This is a genomic window from Pantoea sp. Ep11b (genome assembly GCF_040783975.1).
Classification (GTDB): domain Bacteria; phylum Pseudomonadota; class Gammaproteobacteria; order Enterobacterales; family Enterobacteriaceae; genus Pantoea.
In genome coordinates this window covers 1-25,036 of sequence record NZ_CP160631.1, presented here as the reverse complement: position 1 = coordinate 25,036, position 25,036 = coordinate 1, and the positions used below count along the sequence as shown (strand labels likewise).

Genomic DNA, 25,036 nt, shown 5'->3' with positions numbered 1-25,036 from the left:
AACCGGATCTACAAGGCGGCTGGCTGGCAGTGGAAACCCTTTCCACGCATTCAGGGGCCGGTTACGCAATAGCCGATCAACGAAGTGTCACGCTCTTTAGCGAAACGCCGTGGATGATTAAACGCTGGCGCATGCCGAATAACAGCTGCGGCTGTTCATTCTCAGCAATAGTGCCTGTAACTGCCTAAGGTCAGCAAAACAGATACCCGGCTCAGCTGTCGGTTCCAGCCAGCAGACAGATCAGGCGCAACGCCCCGGCAATCTTTAGCTCTGCCAGAGAGCGTCTGCACACCGCACCTATACGCGGTGCAAAACGTGCGGTCACAGAGAAAGGCCTTCTGGGGTCAGCAGGGAGCGGGACGGGCCTCTCTGCAACCGAAAAGTGGGGCAGGGCAGGCGCATACCCTCTGGCTGCGCATTTACAGCATGATCAGCGGATAAGTCAGCAGCCTCACGGACAACAGGCAGTTATCACGCGGTCAGTGGCGATGCCGTAGCATAACGCACTGGCTGAAAAAGAGGCGGGCGGCACCTGTAATAGACTTTATTCCGGGATCGACGAAAAATAAGGCAGATTACATTTGCTACTGTTCGCACTATTCCCTAGAATACGCCCTCCCTGTCATCAGGGAAAATCAGCGGCTCGATTGAGAGCCGTTTATTTTTTCTACCCATCTGTGAGAACCGGTGTTACAATGCCGCGCCCTCAATTATGGGGCTTTCTAACGACCTGAGGTTTAGGTCCCGAAGTAGTAGTTGACATTAGCGGAGCACTAAAATGATCCAAGAACAGACTATGCTGAACGTCGCCGACAACTCCGGTGCACGTCGCGTAATGTGTATCAAGGTTCTGGGTGGCTCGCACCGTCGCTACGCAGGCGTCGGTGACATCATCAAAGTTACCATCAAGGAAGCAATTCCGCGTGGTAAAGTGAAGAAAGGTGATGTCCTGAAGGCGGTAGTGGTGCGCACCAGGAAGGGTGTTCGTCGCCCGGACGGTTCTGTCATTCGCTTCGATGGTAATGCATGCGTTATTCTGAACAATAACAGTGAGCAGCCTATCGGTACGCGTATTTTTGGGCCGGTAACTCGTGAACTTCGTACTGAAAAGTTCATGAAAATTATCTCTCTGGCACCAGAAGTACTCTAAGGAGCGAACAATGGCAGCTAAAATCCGTCGTAACGACGAAGTTATCGTGTTGACCGGTAAAGATAAAGGTAAACGCGGTAAAGTTAAGAATGTCCTGTCTTCTGGTAAGGTCATCGTTGAAGGTATCAACCTGGTGAAGAAACATCAGAAGCCGGTTCCGGCTCTGAACCAGCCAGGTGGCATCGTTGAAAAAGAAGCTGCTATTCAGGTTTCTAACGTTGCACTGTTCAACGCGGCAACTGGTAAGGCTGACCGTGTAGGCTTTAGATTCGAAGACGGCAAAAAAGTCCGTTTCTTTAAGTCTAATAGCGAAACTATCAAGTAATTTGGAGTAGTACGATGGCGAAACTGCATGATTACTACAAAGACGAAGTAGTCCGGAAACTCATGACAGAGTTTGGCTACAATTCTGTCATGCAAGTCCCTCGGGTCGAGAAGATCACCCTGAACATGGGTGTTGGTGAAGCGATCGCTGACAAGAAACTGCTGGATAACGCAGCAGCTGACCTGGCAGCAATCTCCGGTCAAAAACCGCTGGTCACCAAAGCACGCAAATCAGTTGCAGGCTTCAAAATCCGTCAGGGCTATCCGATCGGCTGTAAAGTAACTCTGCGTGGCGAGCGCATGTGGGAGTTCTTTGAGCGTCTGGTCACCATTGCTGTTCCACGTATCCGTGACTTCCGTGGCTTGTCCGCTAAGTCATTCGATGGCCGTGGCAACTACAGCATGGGTGTACGTGAACAGATCATCTTCCCAGAAATCGACTACGACAAAGTCGATCGCGTTCGTGGTTTGGATATCACCATTACCACTACTGCGAAATCTGATGATGAAGGCCGTGCTCTGCTGGCTGCCTTTGACTTCCCGTTCCGTAAGTAAGGTAGGGTTACTTAATGGCTAAGCAATCTATGAAAGCACGCGAAGTTAAGCGTGCGAAATTAGCAGACAAATTCTTCGCTAAACGCGCTGAACTGAAAGCGATCATCTCTGATGTGAACGCTTCCGACGAAGATCGTTGGGATGCTGTTCTGAAGCTGCAGAGTCTGCCGCGTGATTCCAGCCCTTCACGTCAGCGTAACCGCTGCCGTCAAACAGGTCGTCCGCACGGTTTCCTGCGGAAGTTTGGGTTGAGCCGTATCAAGGTCCGCGAAGCCGCCATGCGCGGTGAAATTCCGGGTCTGAAAAAGGCTAGCTGGTAATTGTCACCAATTGAATCACGGGAGTAACACAGATGAGCATGCAAGATCCGATCGCGGATATGCTGACCCGTATCCGTAACGGTCAGGCCGCGAACAAAGTTGCGGTCACCATGCCTTCCTCCAAGCTGAAATTGGCAATTGCCAACGTTCTGAAGGAAGAAGGATATATTGAAGATTTCAAAATCGAAGGCGACATCAAGCTGGAACTGGAACTGACTCTTAAGTATTTCCAGGGTAAAGCTGTTGTAGAAAGCATTCAGCGAGTAAGCCGTCCTGGCCTGCGCATCTATAAGAAAAAAGATGAGCTGCCAAAGGTAATGGCTGGTATGGGCATCGCTGTAGTTTCTACATCCAAAGGTGTCATGACTGATCGTGCAGCGCGCCAGGCTGGTCTTGGTGGCGAAATTATCTGCTACGTAGCGTAATCGGAGGATACATATGTCTCGTGTTGCTAAAGCACCTGTCGTTGTTCCTGCCGGCGTAGAGGTAAAACTCGACGGTCAGGTAATTTCGATTAAAGGTAAAAACGGCGAGCTGACTCGTACTATCAATGATGCTGTTGAAGTTAAGCATGCTGACAACGCTCTGACTTTCGCTCCGCGCGAAGGCTTCGTTGACGGCTGGGCGCAGGCGGGTACTTCTCGCGCGCTGCTGAACGCAATGGTTATCGGTGTTACCGAAGGCTTCACTAAGAAGCTGCAGCTGGTTGGTGTAGGTTATCGTGCTGCCATCAAAGGCAACGTGGTTAACCTGTCTCTGGGCTTTTCTCATCCAGTCGATCACCAGCTGCCCGCGGGAATCACTGCAGAATGTCCTACTCAGACTGAGATCGTGCTGAAAGGCGCTGATAAGCAGCTGATTGGTCAGGTTGCAGCGGACCTGCGCGCCTACCGTCGTCCTGAGCCTTACAAAGGCAAGGGTGTCCGTTACGCCGACGAAGTCGTGCGTACCAAAGAGGCTAAGAAGAAGTAAGGTAACACTATGGATAAGAAATCTGCTCGTATCCGTCGTGCGACCCGTGCACGTCGCAAGCTCAAAGAGCTGGGTGCTACTCGCCTGGTGGTACATCGTACCCCGCGTCATATTTACGCACAGGTAATCGCCCCGAACGGTTCCGAAGTTCTGGTCGCTGCTTCTACTGTAGAAAAAGCTATCACTGAACAACTGAAGTATACCGGTAATAAAGAAGCCGCAGCTGCAGTAGGTAAAGCTATCGCAGAACGCGCAATCGAAAAAGGCATCACTGGTGTTTCTTTCGACCGTTCCGGTTTCCAATATCATGGTCGCGTCCAGGCACTGGCAGATGCTGCCCGTGAAGCTGGCCTTCAGTTCTAAGGTAGAGGTCTAAGATGGCACACATCGAGAAACAAGCTGGCGAACTGCAGGAAAAACTGATCGCGGTAAACCGTGTTTCTAAAACTGTTAAAGGTGGTCGTATTTTCTCCTTCACAGCACTGACTGTGGTAGGCGATGGTAACGGTCGCGTAGGTTTTGGTTACGGTAAAGCGCGTGAAGTTCCAGCAGCGATCCAGAAAGCGATGGAGAAAGCCCGTCGCAACATGGTTAACGTCGCGCTGACCAACGGCACCCTGCAGCACCCTGTTAAAGGTGCACACACGGGTTCCCGCGTGTTCATGCAGCCGGCTTCAGAAGGTACCGGTATCATCGCCGGTGGTGCAATGCGCGCCGTTCTGGAAGTCGCTGGAGTTCATAACGTTCTGGCAAAAGCCTATGGTTCTACTAACCCGATTAACGTGGTTCGTGCAACTATCGACGGCCTGGGCAATATGAAATCTCCGGAAATGGTCGCTGCTAAGCGTGGTAAATCCGTTGAAGAAATTCTGGGGTAATCACGATGGCTAAGACTATTAAAATCACTCAAACCCGCAGTGCTATTGGCCGTTTGCCTAAGCATAAAGCCACTCTGGTTGGCCTGGGTCTGCGTCGTATTGGCCACACCGTTGAGCGTGAAGACACGCCTGCAGTACGCGGTATGGTTAACGCGGTTTCCTATATGGTTAAAGTGGAGGAGTAAGAGATGCGTTTAAATACTCTGTCTCCGGCCGAAGGGTCTAAGCACGCTACCAAGCGTCTGGGTCGTGGTATCGGTTCTGGCCTCGGAAAAACCGGTGGTCGTGGTCACAAAGGTCAGAACTCTCGTTCTGGCGGTGGCGTACGTCGCGGTTTCGAAGGTGGTCAGATGCCTCTGTACCGTCGTCTGCCGAAGTTCGGTTTCACCTCTCGCAAAGCGATGATCACCACAGAGATTCGTCTGTCTGATCTGGCGAAAGTTGAAGGCGGTATCGTCGACCTGAACGCGCTGAAAGCAGCCAACATTGTCGGTGTTCAGATTGAATTCGTTAAAGTAATTCTGTCTGGTGAAGTTTCTACACCGGTAACGGTTCGCGGTCTGCGTGTCACCAAAGGTGCTCGTGCTGCAATCGAAGCTGCTGGCGGTAAAATCGAGGAATAAGTAGCAGATGGCTAAACAACCGGGATTAGATTTTCAAAGCGCCAAAGGCGGCTTTGGTGAGCTGAAACGCAGACTACTGTTTGTTATCGGCGCACTAATTGTCTTCCGAATTGGCTCTTTTATTCCAATCCCTGGTATTGATGCCACTGTACTTGCCAAACTGCTTGAGCAACAGCGTGGCACCATCATTGAAATGTTTAACATGTTCTCTGGTGGTGCTCTCAGCCGTGCTTCTATTTTCGCACTGGGTATCATGCCGTACATTTCGGCATCGATTATTATCCAGTTATTAACGGTGGTTCATCCAGCGTTAGCGGAAATTAAGAAAGAAGGGGAGGCTGGCCGTCGTAAGATTAGCCAGTACACCCGATACGGTACGTTGGTATTGGCCATATTCCAGTCGATCGGTATTGCTACCGGTCTGCCGAATATGCCAGGAATGCAAGGTCTGGTCATGAATCCAGGCTTTGCCTTCTACTTTACCGCTGTTGTGAGTCTGGTCTCAGGAACCATGTTCCTGATGTGGCTGGGCGAACAGATTACTGAACGGGGTATCGGTAACGGTATTTCGATCATTATCTTCGCGGGTATTGTTGCGGGTCTTCCGCCGGCCATTGGCCATACCATCGAGCAAGCGCGGCAAGGCGACCTGCACTTCCTCTTGTTGCTGTTGGTTGCAGTACTCGTATTCGCAGTGACCTTCTTTGTTATCTTCGTTGAACGTGGTCAGCGCCGCATTGTGGTGAACTACGCAAAACGTCAACAGGGTCGTCGCGTTTACGCTGCACAGAGCACACATTTACCGTTGAAAGTGAACATGGCGGGTGTTATCCCAGCCATCTTTGCTTCCAGCATTATTCTGTTCCCGGCAACGATTGCATCGTGGTTTGGGGGCGGTACCGGTTGGAACTGGCTGACAACAATTTCGCTGTATTTGCAGCCAGGACAGCCGCTTTATGTGCTACTCTATGCGACTGCAATTATCTTCTTCTGTTTCTTCTATACGGCGTTGGTTTTCAACCCACGTGAAACAGCAGATAACCTGAAGAAGTCTGGTGCATTCGTACCGGGAATTCGTCCGGGAGAGCAAACGGCGAAGTATATTGATAAAGTGATGACACGTCTGACCTTAATCGGCGCGCTGTACATTACTTTTATCTGCCTTATCCCGGAGTTCATGCGTGATGCGATGAAGGTTCCCTTCTACTTTGGCGGTACTTCGCTGCTTATCGTAGTTGTCGTCATCATGGACTTTATGGCTCAAGTGCAAACTCTGATGATGTCAAGTCAGTACGAGTCGGCACTGAAGAAAGCTAACCTGAAAGGCTACGGCCGTTAATTCAGTTGGTTGAGAAGTTACGGAGAGTAAAAATGAAAGTTCGTGCTTCCGTCAAGAGATTATGTCGTAACTGCAAAATCATTCGTCGCGACGGTGTCGTACGTGTGATCTGCAGCGCCGAGCCAAAGCATAAACAGCGCCAAGGCTGATTTTGTCACATATTTTTCTTGCAAAGTCGGGTTGAGCTGGCTAGATTAGCCAGCCAATCTTTTGTATGTCAGTGCGTTTCCATTTGAGTATCCTGAAAACGGGCTTTTCAGCATGGGACGTGCTTGTTTAATTATAGGAGTGCATAGTGGCCCGTATAGCAGGCATTAACATTCCTGATCAAAAACATACCGTTATCGCATTAACTTCGATCTTCGGTATCGGCAAAACTCGTTCAAAAGCCATCTGCGCTTCAACGGGTATTGCTGAAAATGTTAAGATCAGTGAGCTGTCTGAAGAACAAATTGATCAGCTGCGTGATGCAGTTGCGAAATTCGTTGTTGAAGGTGATCTGCGCCGTGAAATCACCCTGAGCATCAAGCGTCTTATGGACCTTGGTTGCTACCGTGGTTTGCGCCATCGTCGTGGTCTTCCGGTTCGCGGTCAGCGTACCAAGACCAACGCACGTACCCGTAAGGGTCCGCGTAAACCGATCAAGAAATAATCGGGGTGAGTAAATAATGGCAAAGGCACCAGTTCGTGCACGTAAGCGTGTAAGAAAACAAGTCTCAGATGGCGTGGCTCATGTCCATGCTTCTTTTAACAACACCATCGTTACCATTACTGATCGTCAGGGTAACGCACTGGGTTGGGCAACCGCCGGTGGTTCCGGTTTCCGCGGTTCACGTAAATCCACTCCGTTTGCTGCTCAGGTCGCTGCAGAGCGCTGTGCAGAAGCGGTAAAAGATTACGGAATTAAGAATCTGGAAGTTATGGTAAAGGGTCCGGGTCCGGGTCGCGAATCTACTATTCGTGCTCTGAACGCCGCTGGTTTCCGCATCACTAATATTACTGATGTGACTCCTATCCCTCATAACGGTTGTCGTCCGCCGAAAAAACGTCGCGTATAACGCCCGTTTTTTAGGATAGTTGGAGAAAGAAAATGGCAAGATATTTGGGTCCTAAGCTCAAGCTGAGCCGTCGTGAGGGCACTGACTTATTCCTTAAGTCTGGCGTTCGCGCGATCGATTCCAAGTGTAAGATTGAACAAGCCCCTGGTCAGCATGGTGCGCGTAAACCGCGTCTGTCTGATTACGGCGGTCAGTTACGTGAAAAGCAGAAAGTTCGTCGTATCTACGGCGTGCTGGAGCGTCAGTTCCGTAACTACTATAAAGAAGCAGCTCGTCTGAAAGGCAACACCGGTGAAAACCTGTTGGCTCTGCTGGAAGGTCGTCTGGACAACGTTGTTTATCGTATGGGCTTTGGTGCCACTCGTGCAGAAGCACGTCAGCTGGTAAGCCATAAGTCTGTTCTGGTAAACGGTCGCGTTGTTAACATCGCTTCTTATCAGGTATCTCCGAATGATGTTGTTAGCATCCGTGAGAAAGCCAAAAAGCAATCTCGCGTGAAGGCCGCTCTGGAGCTGGCTGAGCAGCGTGAAAAGCCAACCTGGCTGGAAGTTGATGCGACTAAGATGGAAGGTGTGTTCAAGCGTATTCCTGAACGTACTGATCTGTCTGCGGACATTAACGAACACCTGATCGTCGAGCTTTACTCCAAGTAAAGCTTAGTACCAAAGAGAGGACACAATGCAGGGTTCTGTGACAGAGTTTCTAAAACCGCGCCTGGTAGATATCGAGCAAGTGAGTTCGACGCACGCCAAGGTGACCCTTGAGCCTTTAGAGCGTGGCTTTGGCCATACTCTTGGTAACGCACTGCGCCGTATTCTGCTTTCATCCATGCCGGGTTGCGCGGTGACCGAGGTTGAAATTGATGGTGTACTTCATGAGTACAGCACCAAAGAGGGCGTACAGGAAGATATCCTGGAAATCCTGCTCAACCTGAAAGGGCTGGCGGTAAGAGTTCAGGGTAAAGATGAAGTTATTCTGACCCTGAATAAATCTGGCATTGGCCCTGTGACTGCAGCCGACATTACCCATGATGGTGATGTCGAAATCGTCAAGCCTCAGCATGTCATTTGCCATCTGACCGATGAGAACGCTGCTATCAGCATGCGTATCAAAGTTCAGCGTGGTCGTGGCTATGTGCCGGCTTCTGCCCGAATTCATTCGGAAGAAGATGAGCGCCCAATCGGCCGTCTGCTCGTTGACGCCTGCTACAGCCCTGTAGACCGTATCGCCTACAATGTTGAAGCAGCGCGTGTTGAGCAGCGTACCGACCTGGACAAGCTGGTCATCGAAATGGAAACCAACGGCACAATCGATCCTGAAGAGGCGATTCGTCGTGCGGCAACCATCCTGGCAGAACAACTGGAAGCTTTCGTTGACTTACGTGATGTTCGTCAGCCGGAAGTGAAAGAAGAGAAACCAGAATTCGATCCGATCCTGCTGCGCCCTGTTGACGATCTGGAATTGACTGTCCGCTCTGCTAACTGCCTCAAGGCAGAAGCTATCCACTACATCGGTGATCTGGTACAGCGTACCGAGGTTGAGCTGCTTAAAACGCCTAACCTTGGTAAAAAATCTCTTACTGAGATTAAAGATGTGCTGGCTTCGCGTGGTCTTTCTCTGGGCATGCGCCTTGAGAACTGGCCGCCAGCAAGCATTGCTGATGAATAATCAGATCACAGGTTAAGGTTTCACTGAGAAGGATAAGGTCATGCGCCATCGTAAGAGTGGTCGTCAACTGAACCGCAACAGCAGCCATCGTCAGGCTATGTTCCGCAACATGGCCGGTTCTCTGGTTCGTCACGAGATCATCAAAACGACTCTGCCGAAAGCCAAAGAACTGCGTCGCGTAGTTGAGCCGCTGATTACTCTTGCCAAGACCGACAGCGTAGCTAATCGTCGTCTGGCATTCGCCCGTACTCGTGATAACGAGATCGTGGCAAAACTGTTTAACGAGCTGGGCCCGCGTTTCGCGAGCCGTGCCGGTGGTTACACTCGCATTCTGAAGTGTGGCTTCCGTGCTGGTGACAACGCTCCGATGGCTTACATCGAGCTGGTTGATCGTCCAGAAGCTCAAGCAGAAGCAGCCGCAGAGTAATCTGCAGCAACGTAAAAAACCCGCTCCGGCGGGTTTTTTATTGCCTGAAATTTACTATTTTAGAAGCAACGCGTTTAACGTCAGAGGAGTCGGCTATGTGGCTGGTTGACGAACTTGCTGAACAGCATATCAAAGCAGCACTGGAAAAAGGCGAGCTGAGCAATCTTCCCGGCGCCGGCAAGCCGCTGCAACTGGATGATGACAGTCACGTTCCGCCGGAATTAAGAGCTGGCTACCGGTTACTGAAAAATGCAGGTTTTCTGCCACCTGAACTTGAGCTGAGACGTGAGGCGGTTGAAGTCAACGATCTGATTCGTCAGCTCGATCCCGAAGATCGTCACTATCAGGATCACTGTCATCGACTGCAGATACTGGCGCTGCGATTACATCAGGCGGGTATGAGCACCGATTTTCTGCACGGATCCTATTCCACGGCGATTGAGAAGCGTTTTCGCGAGGAGGAGTAAATGTTTCGCATCGGACAGTTAGCGAAGCTGGCAGAGGTGACGCCAGACACCATCCGCTTTTATGAAAAGCAGCAGATGATGGAACATGATGGCCGGACGGAGGGCGGTTTTCGTCTCTATAGTGAGGGCGACCTTCAGCGCCTGAAGTTTATCCGCTATGGCCGCAAACTGGGGTTCAGCCTCGAAGCCATCAGGGAGCTTCTTTCGATCCGGGTCGATCCGGCACATCACACCTGCCAGGAGTCCAAAGCGATCGTTGAAAAGCGGCTCAGTGAAGTGGCTGAAATGATCGCAGAACTGGAGACGATGCAGCGTTCGCTTCGGCACCTTTCCGATGCCTGCTGTGGTGATAGTCACAGTAGCATTTCGTGCTCAATTCTGGAGGCTCTGGAGCGCGGCGGGGCAAAGGACAAATAAGCATATTGTTATTTTGCTGCAAAAGCATAAAGTATCACTCCATCTCAACAGGAGGCGTCATGAGTAAATACCAGCATACCAAAGGGCAGATTCGCGATAACGCAATCCAGGCTCTGTTACACGACCCACTTTTCAGGCAGCGCGTGGAGCAGAAGCAAAAGGGTAAGGGAAGTTTTAAACGGAAGGAAAAACACAACAAGGGAAACGGATGGGAGGGCAGTGATAAGAAAGCGTCTTATCACTGCCCTTCTGCTTAAAGCGTCAGATAAGCCCTGTCGGCTCAGACACTATACGCGGGTATTCTGCTGTTTCAGCAGGTCGCGGATTTCAGTCAGCAGCACTTCTTCGTTCGACGGCTTAGCAACCGGCTTCTCGACTTCTTTTTTCTTATACAGACGGTTCATCAGCTTAATGGCCATAAAGATGGCAAACGCGATAATCACGAAATCGAAAATAGTCTGCAGGAAAATACCATACTGCATGACCACGGCTGGCGCATCGCCAGTTGCAGGCTTCAGCACCCACTGAAAAGATTTAAAATCGACACCACCAATCAGCAAGCCGAGCGGCGGCATGATGATGTTGGCGACCAGTGATGAAACGATCTTACCGAAAGCGGCGCCAATGATGACACCGACGGCCAGATCTATCACATTGCCGCGCATTGCAAACTCACGAAACTCTTTGATTAAACTCATACTTATCTCCTTGCCTAAGCCAATGCCATAAAGTCTAACAAACCTGGCTGGTTTTGCCATAAACGCAGCGAATTAAGCGGCAGTTTTGTCTGCCGCTGATGCTGCCAGCCGATGCTGCAGAATGTCAGAGGAAGAACGGGCTCGGCTGGAAGAGACGTTCCACATCGGACACAAATTTTTTGTCGGTCAGGAACATGATGACATGGTCGCCCTGTTCAATACGCAGATTGTCGTTGGCGATCATCACGTCGTCGCCACGAACCACCGCGCCGATAATGGTTCCGGGTGGCAGCTTGATATCATCAATTGAGCGGCCCACCACGCGCGAAGTCGATTCATCACCATGCGCGATCGCTTCGATCGCCTCTGCGATACCGCGTCGTAATGAAGAGACACCCACAATGTCGGCTTTACGCACATGACCCAGCAGCGCAGAAATCGTCGCCTGCTGAGGCGAAATCGCAATATCAATTACGCTGCCCTGAACCAGATCGACATAGGCGCGGCGCTGAATGAGTACCATCACCTTTTTGGCACCCATCTTCTTCGCCAGCATCGCAGACATGATGTTGGCTTCATCATCATTGGTGACGGCGATAAAGAGATCGACCTGCTCGACATGCTCTTCCGCCAGCAGCTCCTGATCTGAGGCGTCGCCATAGAAGACCACTGTGTCCTGCAGGTGTTCTGCAAGTTCGGCGGCGCGCTGAGGATTACGTTCGATCAGCTTCACGCTGTAGTGCTTTTCCAGTCGCTGCGCCAGGCCAAACCCGATATTGCCGCCGCCGACCAGCATAATGCGCTTGTAGGGTTTCTCCAGCCGCTGCATTTCACTCATCACCGCACGAATGTTCTGGCTGGCCGCGATGAAGAAGATCTCATCACCGGCTTCGACGATGGTAGAGCCCTGCGGACGGATAGGGCGATCCTGACGGAAAATAGCGGCGACGCGCGTATCGATATGCGGCATATGTTCCCGCATAATCGACAGCGGATTGCCGACAAGCGGCCCGCCATAGTAAGCCTTCACCACGGCCAGGCTCACTTTCCCCTCCGCAAAGTTCACCACCTGCAGTGCGCCGGGATACTGGATCAGGCGATAGATATTTTCGATCACCAGCTGCTCAGGTGAGATCAGGTGATCGATTGGCACTGCTTCAGGGATAAACAGCTTATCTGCGTCACGCAGATAGTCGGCAGCGCGAATACGGGCGATGCGATTAGGCGTATTGAAAAGCGAATAGGCAATCTGGCAGGCAATCATATTGGTTTCGTCGGAGTTTGTGACGGCAACCAGCATGTCGGCATCTTCGGCGCCTGCCTCGCGCAGGATGCGCGGATGGGAACCATGACCCTGCACCACACGAAGATCGAACTTATCCTGCAGATGACGCAGGCGCGAGGCGTCGGTATCAACCACCGTGATATCGTTGTTCTCACCCACCAGATTCTCTGCCAGCGTGCCGCCAACCTGTCCTGCACCCAGAATGATTATTTTCATCGCTTATCAATACTCATCTCAGTTTGTACCCGATTTTTTTATCAGCTTCGCGTAGAAGAAACCATCTCCGCCTTCGGCCTGCGGGAAAACCTGTAGCCCGTTCGCGGGCGCACCCTGCAGCGGTTCGGCCCGGGCGTCAGGCTGACGCTGGAGAAAAGCGTCAATCTGCTGATGATTCTCTTCAGGCAGAACAGAGCAGGTGGCATAGATCAGCGTACCGCCAGGTTTCAGGTGAGGCCAGATAGCGTCCAGAATTTCGCGCTGAAGCGCGGCCAGCTCGGCGATATCACGATCCCGGCGCAGCCATTTGATGTCAGGATGACGGCGGATAACGCCAGTAGCAGAGCAGGGGGCATCCAGCAGGATACGGTCAAACTGACGCTCGCCGCACCACTGTTGTGGCGTCCGTCCGTCACCCTGTTTCACCTCGGCTTTCATGGCCAGTCGTGTCAGATTCTCATGAACCCGCTTCAGGCGCTGAGCATCCACATCGACCGCCAGCACGCTGGCTTCGGGCGCGATTTCAAGAATATGGGTGGTTTTACCACCGGGTGCCGCGCACAGATCCAGAATCTGTTCGCCATTTCGCGGCTCAAGCAGCAGGGCGCAGCGCTGGGCAGATAGATCCTGCACGGTCACCCAGCCCTGGTCGAAGCCGGGTAACTGGCTGACCGGCGCCGGGGCATCGAGCCGCAGCGCATCCGGCACATCATCAGCGGGCTGTGCACTGCGGCCGCTTTCGGCCAGCATAGCCAGCCATGCGTCACGCTTGTGGTGCTGGCGGTTGACCCGCAGCCACATCGGCGGACGCTGATTATTCGCCTCCACAATCTGCTGCCACTGCGCTGGCCAGGCGTGCTGCAGGCGTTTCAGCAGCCAGCCCGGATGCAGATAGCGCTGTGGGCCATCCTGAATGCTGGCCAGCAGGGTTTCCCGCTGACGCTGGAACTGGCGCAGTACGCCATTCAGCAGGCCTTTCAGACTGGTGCGCTTCAGAGCCTCGGCACCCGCGACGGTTTCTGCCAGCGCAGCATGGGCAGGGACACGGGTATACTCCAGCTGGTACAGCCCGACCATGATCAGATAGTGCAGAACCCGCTGTTTACCGGTCAGCGGGCGCTCCATCAGTTTGCCTATCAGCGCTTCCAGCTGCGGTAACGTGCGCAGGACGCCGAAACAGATCTCCTGCACTAAAGCACTGTCTTTATCGGAGAGTTTTTTCTGAGCGGCAGGCAGGACGGTATTCAGGGATTCACCTTTGTCGACAACGCGCTCGATGAGTTGAGCGGAGAGGCTACGCAGGTTAATTGATTTAGTCATAGGGTTTTGTCATCAAACAAAAAGCCCGGCGAGTCACCGGGCCAGAGAGTCAGTCCAGAAGGGTTCCAGGTTCAAACCATTCCCGGCGCGAGTTGAGAAGATCCTGAGCCGACATCGGTTTTTTACCGGCGGGCTGTAACTGCAGCAGGTTCAGAACACCCTGAGCCGTTGCGACCTGGATGCCATGCTTGTCAGCATGGATGATTTCACCTGGCGAACGATCGCAGTGCGGCAGAACGCTTGCCTGCCAGACTTTTACCGGTTGATCCCCTACCGTGAAAAAGCTCATCGGCCAGGGGTTAAATGCGCGAATGCAACGTTCAAGCTGTTCTGCAGACAGCGTCCAGTCAAGACGTGCCTCTTCTTTGCTGAGTTTTTCAGCGTAGCTGACCTGCGTCTCATCCTGTTTCTCCGGGGCGGCCTGCTGCGTATTCAGTAACGTCAGCGTCTCCAGCAGCCCCTGCGGCCCGAGTTCTGCCAGCCGGTCATAAAGGGTGGCGCTGGTATCCTGAGCGGTAATCGGACAGGCGAGCTTGTAGAGCATATCGCCGGTATCCAGACCCACATCCATCTGCATGATGGTGACACCGGTTTCACTGTCGCCCGCCCAGAGTGCGCGCTGAATCGGTGCGGCACCACGCCAGCGAGGCAGCAGTGAACCATGAACGTTAATACAGCCCAGGCGGGGCATATCAAGCACGGCTTTCGGCAGAATCAGACCATAGGCCACAACCACCATCACATCGGCCTGCAGATCAGCGACCAGCTGCTGATTCTCTTCAGGTCGCAAAGATTTAGGCTGAAAAACCGGGATGTCATGCGCCAGGGCCAGCGTTTTGACCGGGCCAGGCGTTAATTTGTTGCCGCGACCTGCGGGGCGGTCGGGCTGGGTGAATACACCGATAACCTGATGTTCAGAAGCAAGCAGCGCGTCAAGATGACGCGCTGCAAAGTCAGGTGTGCCGGCAAAGATGATTTTTAGCGGGGCAGACACGTTTATCCCTTCTTAAGTTCTCAGGAAGCCTGGGCGTTCTGTCGCGCCAGCTTCTCTAACTTCGTTTTGATCCGTTGACGCTTCAGCGGCGACAGATAATCGATAAACAGTTTGCCTTCCAGATGATCGATCTCATGCTGGATACAGATAGCCAGTAACTCGCTGGCTTCCAGTTCGAAACTTTTACCGTCACGATCCAGCGCGCGTACCTTCACCCGTTCGGCGCGCGGAACAAAAGCACGCTGTTCCGGAATAGAGAGGCAACCCTCTTCGATACCGGTTTCACCGCTTTTTTCCAGCAGCTCAGGGTTAATCAGTACTAAACGCTCTTCGCGACTTTCAGAGACATCAATCACGATAATGCGCTGATGAATATCGACCTGCGTCGCCGCAAGACCAATACCTTCTTCGGCGTACATGGTGTCGAACATATCATCAACGATACGCTGAATGTCTGCGTTAACTTCTTTAACGGGCGCGGCGACTTTGCGCAGGCGCTCGTCAGGGAAATGTAATACCTGCAAAACTGACATAAATATCCAGATCTGTATTCGGTTATGAAAAGATTACTACCCCATATTGTAGACTTTTCAGGGCCTGATTGACAGCATTGTGCGGCAGGAAGCCGGGGCGATCAGGGAGCAGACGATGGAGAGATTAGCGCACTATATGCGGCTGGCAGCCGTGAGTGGAATGACCGGGAAACGCTGGGTGGATGCGGTGCAGAAAACCGAAGCCGGTGCAACTGACCCTGAGCATCTGATCCGGGCTGGCTTAGATGCGAATCAGCGTCAGCAATATGATGGCGTCAGCGATCAGACGATTGCCGGCGTCTTCACCTGGCTGGCGCAGAGCCCGTCTCATCATCTGGTGAGCGCGCTGGACGCCGCCTATCCTCTTCAACTCAGAGAAATACGCCACTTTCCCCCGCTACTTTATATTCATGGCGATCCCGGCGTAATCAGTACCCCTCAGTTAGCCGTGGTAGGGAGCCGCAATGGTTCACACAGTGGCCGCTACTGGTGCGACTGGTTTACCCGGCATCTGTCGCTCAGCGGTCTGACTATCACCAGCGGGCTGGCGCGGGGGATCGATGGTGTGGCGCATCGGGCTGCACTGAGCGCGGGCGGAAAAACGGTGGCGGTGTTAGGCAGTGGCCTGCAGCGGCTCTATCCCAAAAATCATGCCCGGCTGGCCGCAGAGATTGTTGAACAGGGTGGGGCAGTCGTGTCGGAGTTTCCGCTGACGGCCATCCCGCATCCGCTTAACTTTCCGCGCCGTAATCGTATCATCAGTGGTCTGAGTCATGGGGTGCTGGTGGCAGAGGCAACACTCAGGAGTGGCTCGCTGGTGACGGCCCGTTATGCGCTGGAGCAGAACCGCAATGTCTACGCTTTACCTGGCGCACTCGGCAACCCGCTCAGTGAAGGCGTAAACTGGCTGATCCAGCAGGGAGCACTGCTGGTGGCCCACCCTGATAACATCCTCGAAGACCTGGCCAGCGCACTCAACTGGCTACCGCAGATCCAGACCAGTGAAATTTATTCTGAGATGAGTGACGCTGCTCCATTGCCATTTGCTGATGTGTTGGCTAACGTAGGTGATGAGGTTACACCTGTTGACGTTGTCGCTGAACGTGCCGGCCAATCTGTGCCAGTTATCTCAGCTCAGTTGCTGGAACTGGAGTTAGCAGGATGGATCGCAGCTGTACCCGGCGGCTATGTCCGATTGAGGAGGGCATGCCATGTTCGACGTACTGATGTATTTGTTTGAAACATATATCCACAACGAAGCAGAAATGGGTGTTGATCAGGACAGATTGACAGACGACCTGACGGATGCCGGGTTTCATCGGGAAGATATCTACAGTGCGCTGAACTGGCTGGAAAGACTGGCGGATTACCAGGAAGGACTGGTTGCGCCAGTTTTAATGACGAATGATCCGCTCTCTATGCGCATCTATACCGATGAAGAGGGCAAGCGTTTAGATGCTGACAGCCGCGGTTTCCTGCTCTTCCTGGAGCAGATTCAGGTACTGAATCTGGAAACCCGTGAAATGGTTATCGAACGTGTCATGGCGCTGGATACTTCTGAGTTTGACCTGGAAGATCTCAAATGGGTGGTGCTGATGGTGTTGTTCAACATCCCGGGATGTGAGAACGCCTATCAGCAGATGGAAGAACTGCTATTCGACGTCAATGAAGGTATGCTGCATTAAATTTCCTTTCATGCACTGATCGCTATGAGTAAAGCTGCACTTTTCACGGTGCCTAAACAGGATCCCTGCCCCGCTTGCGGGGCAGAACTGGTTATCCGCTCCGGTAAACACGGTCCTTTCCTGGGCTGCGCGAACTATCCGGCGTGCGACTACATTCGTCCTTTAAAAAGTCAGGCTGATGGCCATGTGGTCAAAGTGCTGGAAGGGCATGCCTGCCCTGAATGCGGTGCAGATAAAGTGCTGCGCCGGGGACGTTTTGGCATGTTCATTGGCTGCAGCCACTACCCGGAATGCGGATATACGGAAACCATCGACAAACCGGATGAGACCACGCTGGCCTGCCCGCAGTGCCATGAAGGCCACCTGGTTCAGCGACGTTCCCGCTATGGCAAAACCTTTCACTCATGCGATCGCTATCCGGCCTGCCAGTTTGTCGTAAACCTGACGCCTGTTGCCGGAGTCTGCCCTTATTGCCAGTATCCGCTGTTAGTTGAAAAAAAGACCGCGCAGGGCGTGAAACGCTTCTGCGCCAGTAAGCGTTGTGGCAAAGCCATTACAGAAGAGAATTGATCGTTCATGGAAAATCAACACCTCGCCGATTCCCTGGAGACCTGCTTAGCGCAGCTGAATCGACAGGCGGTCATCGCCTATCCCACAGAAGCCGTATTTGGTCTGGGCTGTGACCCTGACAGTGAATCCGCCGTTATGGCCCTGCTGGCGCTGAAACAGCGTCCGGTAGAGAAGGGGCTGATCCTGATCGCGGCGGATTACAGCCAGCTGGAACCTTACATCTCCGCACGCGAACTCTCTGTGACCCAGCGGGAACGGATGTTTGCATGCTGGCCTGGCCCGGTCACGTTTGTTGTTCCGGTTCCCCCTCAGACGCCGCGCTGGCTGACCGGACAGTTTGATTCACTGGCGATCCGCGTCAGCGACCATCCGGATGTGCAGGCGATTTGCCGGGCATTTGGCAAGCCGCTGGTATCAACCAGCGCAAACCTGACCGGCCTGCCTCCCTGCCGCACGGCAGAAGAGGTGAAGCGCCAGTTCGGTGAGCACTTCCCGGTGCTGTCAGGAAAGACGGGCGGACGACTCAATCCTTCCGAGATCCGCGATGTCATCAGCGGCGAACTTATACGTCAGGGTTAATGCATGGACCACTTCGCCGTTTTCGGTAATCCGATCAACCACAGTAAATCTCCGCTGATCCATCAGGCTTTCGCTGAACAGACGGGTATCGAACACCGCTATGGCCGTATCTGCGCGCCGATAGAGGGATTTCCTCAGGCGCTGACGGCTTTTTTTGAGCAGGGCGGGCGTGGCGCTAACGTGACGTTGCCTTTCAAACAGCAGGCATTTGAATTTGCCGATCGGCTCACCGAACGTGCCGCGCTGTCCGGCGCGGTAAACACGGTGAAGAAGCTCAGCGATGGACTGATCCAGGGCGACAATACAGATGGTATTGGCCTGTTAAGCGATCTTGAACGGCTGGGGATGATCAGGACCGGTGACAGTGTGTTGCTGGTGGGCGCTGGCGGCGCGGCGCGTGGGGTCATTCTGCCGCTGCTTTCATCAGGCGTTGCACTGACGGTGGTCAACCGCACCGCCGCGCGGGCAGAAGAGCTGGCCAGCCTGTTTAATAAGAGTGGCACCATCCACGCCTCTGATTTCGGCCAGCTGACCAGTCAGCACTTCGATTTAATCATTAATGCCACCTCAAGCGGCGTAGAGGGCAAGACGCCGCCTTTACCTGCGGAACTGATCCATCCCGGGGTGCGCTGCTATGACATGTTCTATCAAAGCGGGCTGACGCCATTTTTGCGCTGGTGCCAGGCGCACGGCGCACAGCACCTTGCCGATGGCGTGGGCATGCTGGTCGGCCAGGCTGCTCATGCCTTCTATCTGTGGCACGGTGTGATGCCGGAAATCGCGCCCGTCATTGTTCAGCTTAAGCAGGCTATGCAGCCGTGAATCAGGCTATCCAGTTTCCGGATGAGGAAACCTATAACGCAGAACGCGACGCTATCTGTTTCCCGGTGCTGGTAAATGGTTTGCGGCTGAACTGTGCCATTGGCGCTGAGTCGCTGGTGGCGCGTTTTGGTGAAGGAGAGGCGATGGCGCTGTTTCAGCACCATCGCTGGGATCTGGAAGATGAAGCAGAAGCGGCGATACGTCAGGAACGTATTGATGATCAGGGCTGGATCTGGCTGTCGCCAGCCAGGTAATCATCTTTCCAGGTAACGTAGTTGTTAGCGGAGTAGCGTAAACCTTCTTTCTCACTCTCATTCAGCGGCCTGATCTGTTTCACCGGACTCCCCAGATAGAGATAGCCGCTCTCCAGCCTTTTACCCGGCGGCACCAGACTTCCGGCACCAATCATCACCTCATCTTCTACTATTACGCCATCGAGAAGAATGGATCCCATACCGACCAGCACACGATTACCAATGGTGCAGCCGTGAAGCATGGCTTTATGCCCGACCGTCACATCCTCACCAATAATAAGCGGGAAGCCCTGTGGATTAGACGCGGACCTGTGCGTCACATGCAGAACACTGCCATCCTGAACATTGGTGCGGGCGCCAATGCGAACCTGGTTGACATCACCCCGGATAGCAACCAGCGGCCAGATGCTGACATCATCCGCCATAACCACATCGCCGACGACAACGCTGCTGGGATCCACCATGACGCGCTGACCGGTTTGCGGAAAAAGATGTTTATAGGGACGTAGAGCGGAAGTCATTATGTTCTCCTTTATCTTGTTTTCTGGTCAGCCTGATGCGAATTCAGCCAGCTGACAAGCCAATTCTGGCCTGGATCGCTGGCGATCTCATCAATCTGGATCATTTATAACCATTCAGAAAAAAGATCCAAAAAAAGGGTTGTGCTCTGAAACGGGATCCCTATAATGCGCCTCCATCAACACGGCACACCGGCAACGGGAAACGCGTTGAAGGCACAGGAGACTGCGCCGCCGGAGAAAACTTCTGAAAAAAGAGGTTGACTCTGAAGGAGGAAAGCGTAATATACGCCACCTCGCGACAGGACGCTAACGCACTGTTCGCACTGCTCTTTAACAATTTATCAGACAATCTGTGTGGGCACTCGCAGGATTGATATCAGCGTCTTTGGACGCAAAAAAATATCAAAGCCTCACGAGTGAACACATAATGAAATTCATTATGACGTTTTACAGATGAGCACCGCTGCACTCGTTGCAGCAAATCAAACTTTAAATTGAAGAGTTTGATCATGGCTCAGATTGAACGCTGGCGGCAGGCCTAACACATGCAAGTCGGACGGTAGCACAGAGAGCTTGCTCTCGGGTGACGAGTGGCGGACGGGTGAGTAATGTCTGGGGATCTGCCCGATAGAGGGGGATAACCACTGGAAACGGTGGCTAATACCGCATAACGTCGCAAGACCAAAGAGGGGGACCTTCGGGCCTCTCACTATCGGATGAACCCAGATGGGATTAGCTAGTAGGCGGGGTAATGGCCCACCTAGGCGACGATCCCTAGCTGGTCTGAGAGGATGACCAGCCACACTGGAACTGAGACACGGTCCAGACTCCTACGGGAGGCAGCAGTGGGGAATATTGCACAATGGGCGCAAGCCTGATGCAGCCATGCCGCGTGTATGAAGAAGGCCTTCGGGTTGTAAAGTACTTTCAGCGGGGAGGAAGGCGGTGCGGTTAATAACCGTGCCGATTGACGTTACCCGCAGAAGAAGCACCGGCTAACTCCGTGCCAGCAGCCGCGGTAATACGGAGGGTGCAAGCGTTAATCGGAATTACTGGGCGTAAAGCGCACGCAGGCGGTCTGTTAAGTCAGATGTGAAATCCCCGGGCTTAACCTGGGAACTGCATTTGAAACTGGCAGGCTTGAGTCTCGTAGAGGGGGGTAGAATTCCAGGTGTAGCGGTGAAATGCGTAGAGATCTGGAGGAATACCGGTGGCGAAGGCGGCCCCCTGGACGAAGACTGACGCTCAGGTGCGAAAGCGTGGGGAGCAAACAGGATTAGATACCCTGGTAGTCCACGCCGTAAACGATGTCGACTTGGAGGTTGTTCCCTTGAGGAGTGGCTTCCGGAGCTAACGCGTTAAGTCGACCGCCTGGGGAGTACGGCCGCAAGGTTAAAACTCAAATGAATTGACGGGGGCCCGCACAAGCGGTGGAGCATGTGGTTTAATTCGATGCAACGCGAAGAACCTTACCTACTCTTGACATCCAGCGAACTTGGCAGAGATGCCTTGGTGCCTTCGGGAACGCTGAGACAGGTGCTGCATGGCTGTCGTCAGCTCGTGTTGTGAAATGTTGGGTTAAGTCCCGCAACGAGCGCAACCCTTATCCTTTGTTGCCAGCGATTCGGTCGGGAACTCAAAGGAGACTGCCGGTGATAAACCGGAGGAAGGTGGGGATGACGTCAAGTCATCATGGCCCTTACGAGTAGGGCTACACACGTGCTACAATGGCGCATACAAAGAGAAGCGACCTCGCGAGAGCAAGCGGACCTCACAAAGTGCGTCGTAGTCCGGATCGGAGTCTGCAACTCGACTCCGTGAAGTCGGAATCGCTAGTAATCGTGGATCAGAATGCCACGGTGAATACGTTCCCGGGCCTTGTACACACCGCCCGTCACACCATGGGAGTGGGTTGCAAAAGAAGTAGGTAGCTTAACCTTCGGGAGGGCGCTTACCACTTTGTGATTCATGACTGGGGTGAAGTCGTAACAAGGTAACCGTAGGGGAACCTGCGGTTGGATCACCTCCTTACCTTAAGATACCTCTCCGCGAAGTGCTCACACAGATTGTCTGATAGAAAGTAATGAGCAGGACGGCTGCGAAGTCGTGACACTATCGTGTCCCCTTCGTCTAGCGGTTAGGACTCCGCCCTTTCACGGCGGCAACAGGGGTTCGAATCCCCTAGGGGACGCCACCTGCTTGGTGACAGGTGAAAGGTGTCTCCACAGTATCTCAAAACCGGTTCGGCTGCGTAAGCGGCGGAGGCGCGTTTGAGATATTTGCTCTTTAACAATCCGGAACAAGCTGAAAATTGAAACGACGTAGCGCGTCATCCCTCCGTAATAAGGGGTGACAAGGCGATACGGTCGGGTCTCTCAAATGCTTGCAGTCTGCAGCGTTGAAAAACGCCTGTGGGTTGTGAGGTTAAGCGACCAAGCGTACACGGTGGATGCCCTGGCAGTCAGAGGCGATGAAGGACGTGCTAATCTGCGTAAAGCGACGGTAAGGTGATATGAACCGCTACAGCCGTCGATGTCCGAATGGGGAAACCCGGTGCACTCAGTGCATCATTGCAGCATGAATACATAGTGCTGCAAGGCGAACCGGGGGAACTGAAACATCTAAGTACCCCGAGGAAAAGAAATCAACCGAGATTCCCCCAGTAGCGGCGAGCGAACGGGGAGCAGCCCAGAGCCTGAATCAGCTTGTGTGTTAGTGGAAGCGTCTGGAAAGTCGCAGGGTACAGGGTGATACTCCCGTACACAAAAACACACAGGCTGTGAGCTCGATGAGTAAGGCGGGACACGTGGTATCCTGTCTGAATATGGGGGGACCATCCTCCAAGGCTAAATACTCCTGACTGACCGATAGTGAACCAGTACCGTGAGGGAAAGGCGAAAAGAACCCCGGCGAGGGGAGTGAAACAGAACCTGAAACCGTGTACGTACAAGCAGTGGGAGCCTCTTTATGGGGTGACTGCGTACCTTTTGTATAATGGGTCAGCGACTTATATTCTGTAGCAAGGTTAACCGTATAGGGGAGCCGCAGGGAAACCGAGTCTTAACTGGGCGTTAAGTTGCAGGGTATAGACCCGAAACCCGGTGATCTAGCCATGGGCAGGTTGAAGGTTGGGTAACACTAACTGGAGGACCGAACCGACTAATGTTGAAAAATTAGCGGATGACCTGTGGCTGGGGGTGAAAGGCCAATCAAACCGGGAGATAGCTGGTTCTCCCCGAAAGCTATTTAGGTAGCGCCTCGTGAACTCATCTCCGGGGGTAGAGCACTGTTTCGGCTAGGGGGCCATCCCGGCTTACCAACCCGATGCAAACTGCGAATACCGGAGAATGTTATCACGGGAGACACACGGCGGGTGCTAACGTCCGTCGTGAAGAGGGAAACAACCCAGACCGCCAGCTAAGGTCCCAAAGTCATGGTTAAGTGGGAAACGATGTGGGAAGGCACAGACAGCCAGGATGTTGGCTTAGAAGCAGCCATCATTTAAAGAAAGCGTAATAGCTCACTGGTCGAGTCGGCCTGCGCGGAAGATGTAACGGGGCTAAACCATGCACCGAAGCTGCGGCAGCGGCGCGTATGCGCTGTTGGGTAGGGGAGCGTTCTGTAAGCCGTCGAAGGTGTGCTGTGAGGCATGCTGGAGGTATCAGAAGTGCGAATGCTGACATAAGTAACGATAAAGCGGGTGAAAAGCCCGCTCGCCGGAAGACCAAGGGTTCCTGTTCAACGTTAATCGGAGCAGGGTGAGTCGACCCCTAAGGCGAGGCCGAAAGGCGTAGTCGATGGGAAACAGGTTAATATTCCTGTACTCGGTGTTACTGCGAAGGGGGGACGGAGAAGGCTATATCAGCCGGGCGACGGTTGTCCCGGTTTAAGCGTGTAGGTGTGTGTTCCAGGCAAATCCGGTTCACTTTACACTGAGGCGTGACGACGAGGCACTACGGTGCTGAAGTGATAAATGCCCTGCTTCCAGGAAAAGCCTCTAAGCATCAGGTAACACAGAATCGTACCCCAAACCGACACAGGTGGTCAGGTAGAGAATACCAAGGCGCTTGAGAGAACTCGGGTGAAGGAACTAGGCAAAATGGTGCCGTAACTTCGGGAGAAGGCACGCTGGCGCGTAGGTGAAGGGACTTGCTCCCGGAGCTGAAGCCAGTCGAAGATACCAGCTGGCTGCAACTGTTTATTAAAAACACAGCACTGTGCAAACACGAAAGTGGACGTATACGGTGTGACGCCTGCCCGGTGCCGGAAGGTTAATTGATGGGGTTATCCGCAAGGAGAAGCTCTTGATCGAAGCCCCGGTAAACGGCGGCCGTAACTATAACGGTCCTAAGGTAGCGAAATTCCTTGTCGGGTAAGTTCCGACCTGCACGAATGGCGTAATGATGGCCAGGCTGTCTCCACCCGAGACTCAGTGAAATTGAACTCGCTGTGAAGATGCAGTGTACCCGCGGCAAGACGGAAAGACCCCGTGAACCTTTACTACAGCTTGACACTGAACATTGAGCCTTGATGTGTAGGATAGGTGGGAGGCTTTGAAGCGCGGACGCCAGTCTGCGTGGAGCCATCCTTGAAATACCACCCTTTAATGTTTGATGTTCTAACGTGGCCCCGTGATCCGGGGTGCGGACAGTGTCTGGTGGGTAGTTTGACTGGGGCGGTCTCCTCCTAAAGAGTAACGGAGGAGCACGAAGGTCAGCTAATCACGGTCGGACATCGTGAGGTTAGTGCAATGGCATAAGCTGGCTTGACTGCGAGAGTGACGGCTCGAGCAGGTGCGAAAGCAGGTCATAGTGATCCGGTGGTTCTGAATGGAAGGGCCATCGCTCAACGGATAAAAGGTACTCCGGGGATAACAGGCTGATACCGCCCAAGAGTTCATATCGACGGCGGTGTTTGGCACCTCGATGTCGGCTCATCACATCCTGGGGCTGAAGTAGGTCCCAAGGGTACGGCTGTTCGCCGTTTAAAGTGGTACGCGAGCTGGGTTTAGAACGTCGTGAGACAGTTCGGTCCCTATCTGCCGTGGGCGCTGGAGAATTGAGGGGGGTTGCTCCTAGTACGAGAGGACCGGAGTGAACGCACCACTGGTGTTCGGGTTGTCATGCCAATGGCACTGCCCGGTAGCTAAGTGCGGAAAAGATAAGTGCTGAAAGCATCTAAGCACGAAACTTGCCCCGAGATGAGTTCTCCCTGACCCCTTGAGGGTCCTGAAGGGACGTTGAAGACGACGACGTTGATAGGCCGGGTGTGTAAGCGCAGCGATGCGTTGAGCTAACCGGTACTAATGACCCGTGAGGCTTAACCTTACAACGCCAGAGGCGTTTTTGAGAGACGATTTTC

General features: G+C 53.3%; 32 protein-coding genes, 1 tRNA gene and 2 rRNA genes. 29 read left to right on the top strand and 6 right to left on the bottom strand.

Annotated elements, in window-relative coordinates:
• The first annotated feature begins 778 nt into the window (after window positions 1-778).
• The 20 genes from rplN (at window position 779) to AB1748_RS00080 (ending at window position 10,455) form a co-directional block, all read left to right on the top strand.
• Window positions 779-1,150, top strand: a complete 372-nt coding sequence (rplN, locus tag AB1748_RS00175; RefSeq protein WP_006120590.1) for a 50S ribosomal protein L14 — start codon at window positions 779-781, stop codon at window positions 1,148-1,150.
• A gap of 10 nt (window positions 1,151-1,160) precedes the next feature.
• On the top strand, window positions 1,161-1,475 hold the full coding sequence (gene rplX, locus AB1748_RS00170) for a 50S ribosomal protein L24 (protein ID WP_003850150.1): 315 nt from the start codon (window positions 1,161-1,163) through the stop codon (window positions 1,473-1,475).
• Between the two features lie 14 nt (window positions 1,476-1,489).
• Entirely contained in the window at window positions 1,490-2,029 is a 540-nt protein-coding gene (gene rplE / locus AB1748_RS00165) for a 50S ribosomal protein L5 (protein ID WP_111140927.1), read from the top strand.
• 14 nt (window positions 2,030-2,043) lie between these two features.
• A complete protein-coding gene (rpsN, locus tag AB1748_RS00160; RefSeq protein WP_008927132.1) occupies window positions 2,044-2,349 on the top strand; it encodes a 30S ribosomal protein S14 in 306 nt (101 codons plus the stop codon).
• 32 nt (window positions 2,350-2,381) lie between these two features.
• On the top strand, window positions 2,382-2,774 hold the full coding sequence (gene rpsH, locus AB1748_RS00155) for a 30S ribosomal protein S8 (RefSeq protein WP_003850158.1): 393 nt from the start codon (window positions 2,382-2,384) through the stop codon (window positions 2,772-2,774).
• A gap of 13 nt (window positions 2,775-2,787) precedes the next feature.
• Window positions 2,788-3,321: a 50S ribosomal protein L6 gene (rplF, locus tag AB1748_RS00150; protein WP_111140926.1), complete on the top strand. Its 534-nt coding sequence runs from the start codon at window positions 2,788-2,790 to the stop codon at window positions 3,319-3,321.
• Window positions 3,322-3,330: 9 nt separating this feature from the next.
• On the top strand, window positions 3,331-3,684 hold the full coding sequence (rplR, locus tag AB1748_RS00145) for a 50S ribosomal protein L18 (protein ID WP_003850163.1): 354 nt from the start codon (window positions 3,331-3,333) through the stop codon (window positions 3,682-3,684).
• Between the two features lie 14 nt (window positions 3,685-3,698).
• Window positions 3,699-4,199 carry a 30S ribosomal protein S5 gene (gene rpsE, locus AB1748_RS00140; RefSeq protein ID WP_003850164.1) on the top strand — a complete coding sequence of 167 codons (501 nt, stop codon included), beginning with the start codon at window positions 3,699-3,701 and terminating at the stop codon, window positions 4,197-4,199.
• 5 nt (window positions 4,200-4,204) lie between these two features.
• The gene (gene rpmD, locus AB1748_RS00135) at window positions 4,205-4,384 is read left to right on the top strand and encodes a 50S ribosomal protein L30 (protein ID WP_031376672.1); all 180 of its coding nucleotides are present in this window, start codon (window positions 4,205-4,207) and stop codon (window positions 4,382-4,384) included.
• Between the two features lie 3 nt (window positions 4,385-4,387).
• A complete protein-coding gene (rplO, locus tag AB1748_RS00130; protein WP_003850168.1) occupies window positions 4,388-4,822 on the top strand; it encodes a 50S ribosomal protein L15 in 435 nt (144 codons plus the stop codon).
• A gap of 7 nt (window positions 4,823-4,829) precedes the next feature.
• Window positions 4,830-6,161, top strand: a complete 1,332-nt coding sequence (gene secY, locus AB1748_RS00125) for a preprotein translocase subunit SecY (protein WP_003850175.1) — start codon at window positions 4,830-4,832, stop codon at window positions 6,159-6,161.
• 32 nt (window positions 6,162-6,193) lie between these two features.
• Entirely contained in the window at window positions 6,194-6,310 is a 117-nt protein-coding gene (gene rpmJ, locus AB1748_RS00120; RefSeq protein WP_010252805.1) for a 50S ribosomal protein L36, read from the top strand.
• A 146-nt stretch (window positions 6,311-6,456) separates the two neighbouring features.
• A complete protein-coding gene (gene rpsM, locus AB1748_RS00115) occupies window positions 6,457-6,813 on the top strand; it encodes a 30S ribosomal protein S13 (RefSeq protein ID WP_003850176.1) in 357 nt (118 codons plus the stop codon).
• Between the two features lie 16 nt (window positions 6,814-6,829).
• Window positions 6,830-7,219: a 30S ribosomal protein S11 gene (rpsK, locus tag AB1748_RS00110; protein ID WP_004160563.1), complete on the top strand. Its 390-nt coding sequence runs from the start codon at window positions 6,830-6,832 to the stop codon at window positions 7,217-7,219.
• 32 nt (window positions 7,220-7,251) lie between these two features.
• A complete protein-coding gene (gene rpsD / locus AB1748_RS00105) occupies window positions 7,252-7,872 on the top strand; it encodes a 30S ribosomal protein S4 (RefSeq protein ID WP_008927131.1) in 621 nt (206 codons plus the stop codon).
• A 25-nt stretch (window positions 7,873-7,897) separates the two neighbouring features.
• Window positions 7,898-8,887, top strand: a complete 990-nt coding sequence (gene rpoA, locus AB1748_RS00100; RefSeq protein ID WP_003850179.1) for a DNA-directed RNA polymerase subunit alpha — start codon at window positions 7,898-7,900, stop codon at window positions 8,885-8,887.
• A gap of 40 nt (window positions 8,888-8,927) precedes the next feature.
• Complete coding sequence (rplQ, locus tag AB1748_RS00095) at window positions 8,928-9,314, top strand: 50S ribosomal protein L17 (protein WP_003850180.1); 387 nt, start codon at window positions 8,928-8,930, stop codon at window positions 9,312-9,314.
• Between the two features lie 95 nt (window positions 9,315-9,409).
• Entirely contained in the window at window positions 9,410-9,781 is a 372-nt protein-coding gene (locus AB1748_RS00090) for a DUF1992 domain-containing protein (protein WP_111140925.1), read from the top strand.
• The gene (gene zntR, locus AB1748_RS00085) at window positions 9,782-10,198 is read left to right on the top strand and encodes a Zn(2+)-responsive transcriptional regulator (RefSeq protein ID WP_111140924.1); all 417 of its coding nucleotides are present in this window, start codon (window positions 9,782-9,784) and stop codon (window positions 10,196-10,198) included.
• A gap of 59 nt (window positions 10,199-10,257) precedes the next feature.
• Window positions 10,258-10,455: an alternative ribosome-rescue factor A gene (locus AB1748_RS00080; protein ID WP_111140923.1), complete on the top strand. Its 198-nt coding sequence runs from the start codon at window positions 10,258-10,260 to the stop codon at window positions 10,453-10,455.
• A gap of 30 nt (window positions 10,456-10,485) precedes the next feature.
• Here AB1748_RS00080 and mscL read toward each other — a convergent pair whose 3' ends face one another.
• From mscL to def, 5 genes are all read right to left on the bottom strand, one after another.
• Window positions 10,486-10,896, bottom strand: a complete 411-nt coding sequence (gene mscL / locus AB1748_RS00075; RefSeq protein WP_111140922.1) for a large-conductance mechanosensitive channel protein MscL — start codon at window positions 10,894-10,896, stop codon at window positions 10,486-10,488.
• A 124-nt stretch (window positions 10,897-11,020) separates the two neighbouring features.
• Window positions 11,021-12,397 carry a Trk system potassium transporter TrkA gene (trkA, locus tag AB1748_RS00070; protein WP_111140921.1) on the bottom strand — a complete coding sequence of 459 codons (1,377 nt, stop codon included), beginning with the start codon at window positions 12,395-12,397 and terminating at the stop codon, window positions 11,021-11,023.
• Window positions 12,398-12,415: 18 nt separating this feature from the next.
• Window positions 12,416-13,717 carry a 16S rRNA (cytosine(967)-C(5))-methyltransferase RsmB gene (gene rsmB / locus AB1748_RS00065; protein WP_367395873.1) on the bottom strand — a complete coding sequence of 434 codons (1,302 nt, stop codon included), beginning with the start codon at window positions 13,715-13,717 and terminating at the stop codon, window positions 12,416-12,418.
• 49 nt (window positions 13,718-13,766) lie between these two features.
• On the bottom strand, window positions 13,767-14,711 hold the full coding sequence (gene fmt, locus AB1748_RS00060; RefSeq protein WP_111140919.1) for a methionyl-tRNA formyltransferase: 945 nt from the start codon (window positions 14,709-14,711) through the stop codon (window positions 13,767-13,769).
• A gap of 20 nt (window positions 14,712-14,731) precedes the next feature.
• Window positions 14,732-15,244: a peptide deformylase gene (gene def, locus AB1748_RS00055; RefSeq protein WP_111140918.1), complete on the bottom strand. Its 513-nt coding sequence runs from the start codon at window positions 15,242-15,244 to the stop codon at window positions 14,732-14,734.
• A 115-nt stretch (window positions 15,245-15,359) separates the two neighbouring features.
• On the opposite strand from def, the gene dprA reads away from it, so the two are divergent.
• From dprA to AB1748_RS00025, 6 genes are read left to right on the top strand one after another with little or no spacing between them, the layout of a single operon-like run.
• On the top strand, window positions 15,360-16,484 hold the full coding sequence (gene dprA / locus AB1748_RS00050; protein ID WP_367395872.1) for a DNA-protecting protein DprA: 1,125 nt from the start codon (window positions 15,360-15,362) through the stop codon (window positions 16,482-16,484).
• A complete protein-coding gene (smg, locus tag AB1748_RS00045) occupies window positions 16,456-16,929 on the top strand; it encodes a DUF494 family protein Smg (RefSeq protein WP_111140916.1) in 474 nt (157 codons plus the stop codon). The genes dprA and smg overlap by 29 nt, the downstream gene beginning before the upstream one ends.
• A gap of 24 nt (window positions 16,930-16,953) precedes the next feature.
• Window positions 16,954-17,499 (top strand): type I DNA topoisomerase, encoded by a 546-nt coding sequence (locus AB1748_RS00040; protein WP_111140915.1) that lies wholly within the window; start codon window positions 16,954-16,956, stop codon window positions 17,497-17,499.
• A 6-nt stretch (window positions 17,500-17,505) separates the two neighbouring features.
• Window positions 17,506-18,078 carry an L-threonylcarbamoyladenylate synthase type 1 TsaC gene (tsaC, locus tag AB1748_RS00035; RefSeq protein ID WP_111140914.1) on the top strand — a complete coding sequence of 191 codons (573 nt, stop codon included), beginning with the start codon at window positions 17,506-17,508 and terminating at the stop codon, window positions 18,076-18,078.
• A 3-nt stretch (window positions 18,079-18,081) separates the two neighbouring features.
• Window positions 18,082-18,900 carry a shikimate dehydrogenase gene (gene aroE, locus AB1748_RS00030; RefSeq protein WP_111140913.1) on the top strand — a complete coding sequence of 273 codons (819 nt, stop codon included), beginning with the start codon at window positions 18,082-18,084 and terminating at the stop codon, window positions 18,898-18,900.
• Window positions 18,897-19,154, top strand: a complete 258-nt coding sequence (locus AB1748_RS00025; protein ID WP_111140912.1) for a DUF1488 domain-containing protein — start codon at window positions 18,897-18,899, stop codon at window positions 19,152-19,154. Before aroE ends, AB1748_RS00025 begins: the two co-directional genes overlap by 4 nt.
• Here the strand turns inward: AB1748_RS00025 and AB1748_RS00020 are convergent.
• The gene (locus AB1748_RS00020; RefSeq protein ID WP_367395871.1) at window positions 19,121-19,675 is read right to left on the bottom strand and encodes a gamma carbonic anhydrase family protein; all 555 of its coding nucleotides are present in this window, start codon (window positions 19,673-19,675) and stop codon (window positions 19,121-19,123) included. The two genes, AB1748_RS00025 and AB1748_RS00020, sit on opposite strands and share 34 nt — an antisense overlap.
• Before the next feature lie 491 nt (window positions 19,676-20,166).
• Between AB1748_RS00020 and AB1748_RS00015 the strand changes: the two genes are divergently transcribed.
• From AB1748_RS00015 to AB1748_RS00005, 3 genes are all read left to right on the top strand, one after another.
• Window positions 20,167-21,706, top strand: a 16S ribosomal RNA gene (locus AB1748_RS00015).
• 88 nt (window positions 21,707-21,794) lie between these two features.
• Window positions 21,795-21,869, top strand: a tRNA-Glu gene (locus AB1748_RS00010).
• Between the two features lie 228 nt (window positions 21,870-22,097).
• A 23S ribosomal RNA gene (locus AB1748_RS00005) occupies window positions 22,098-25,002 on the top strand.
• Together the 16S and 23S rRNA genes with 1 tRNA gene alongside form the textbook arrangement of a ribosomal RNA operon.
• Window positions 25,003-25,036 lie beyond the last annotated feature (34 nt).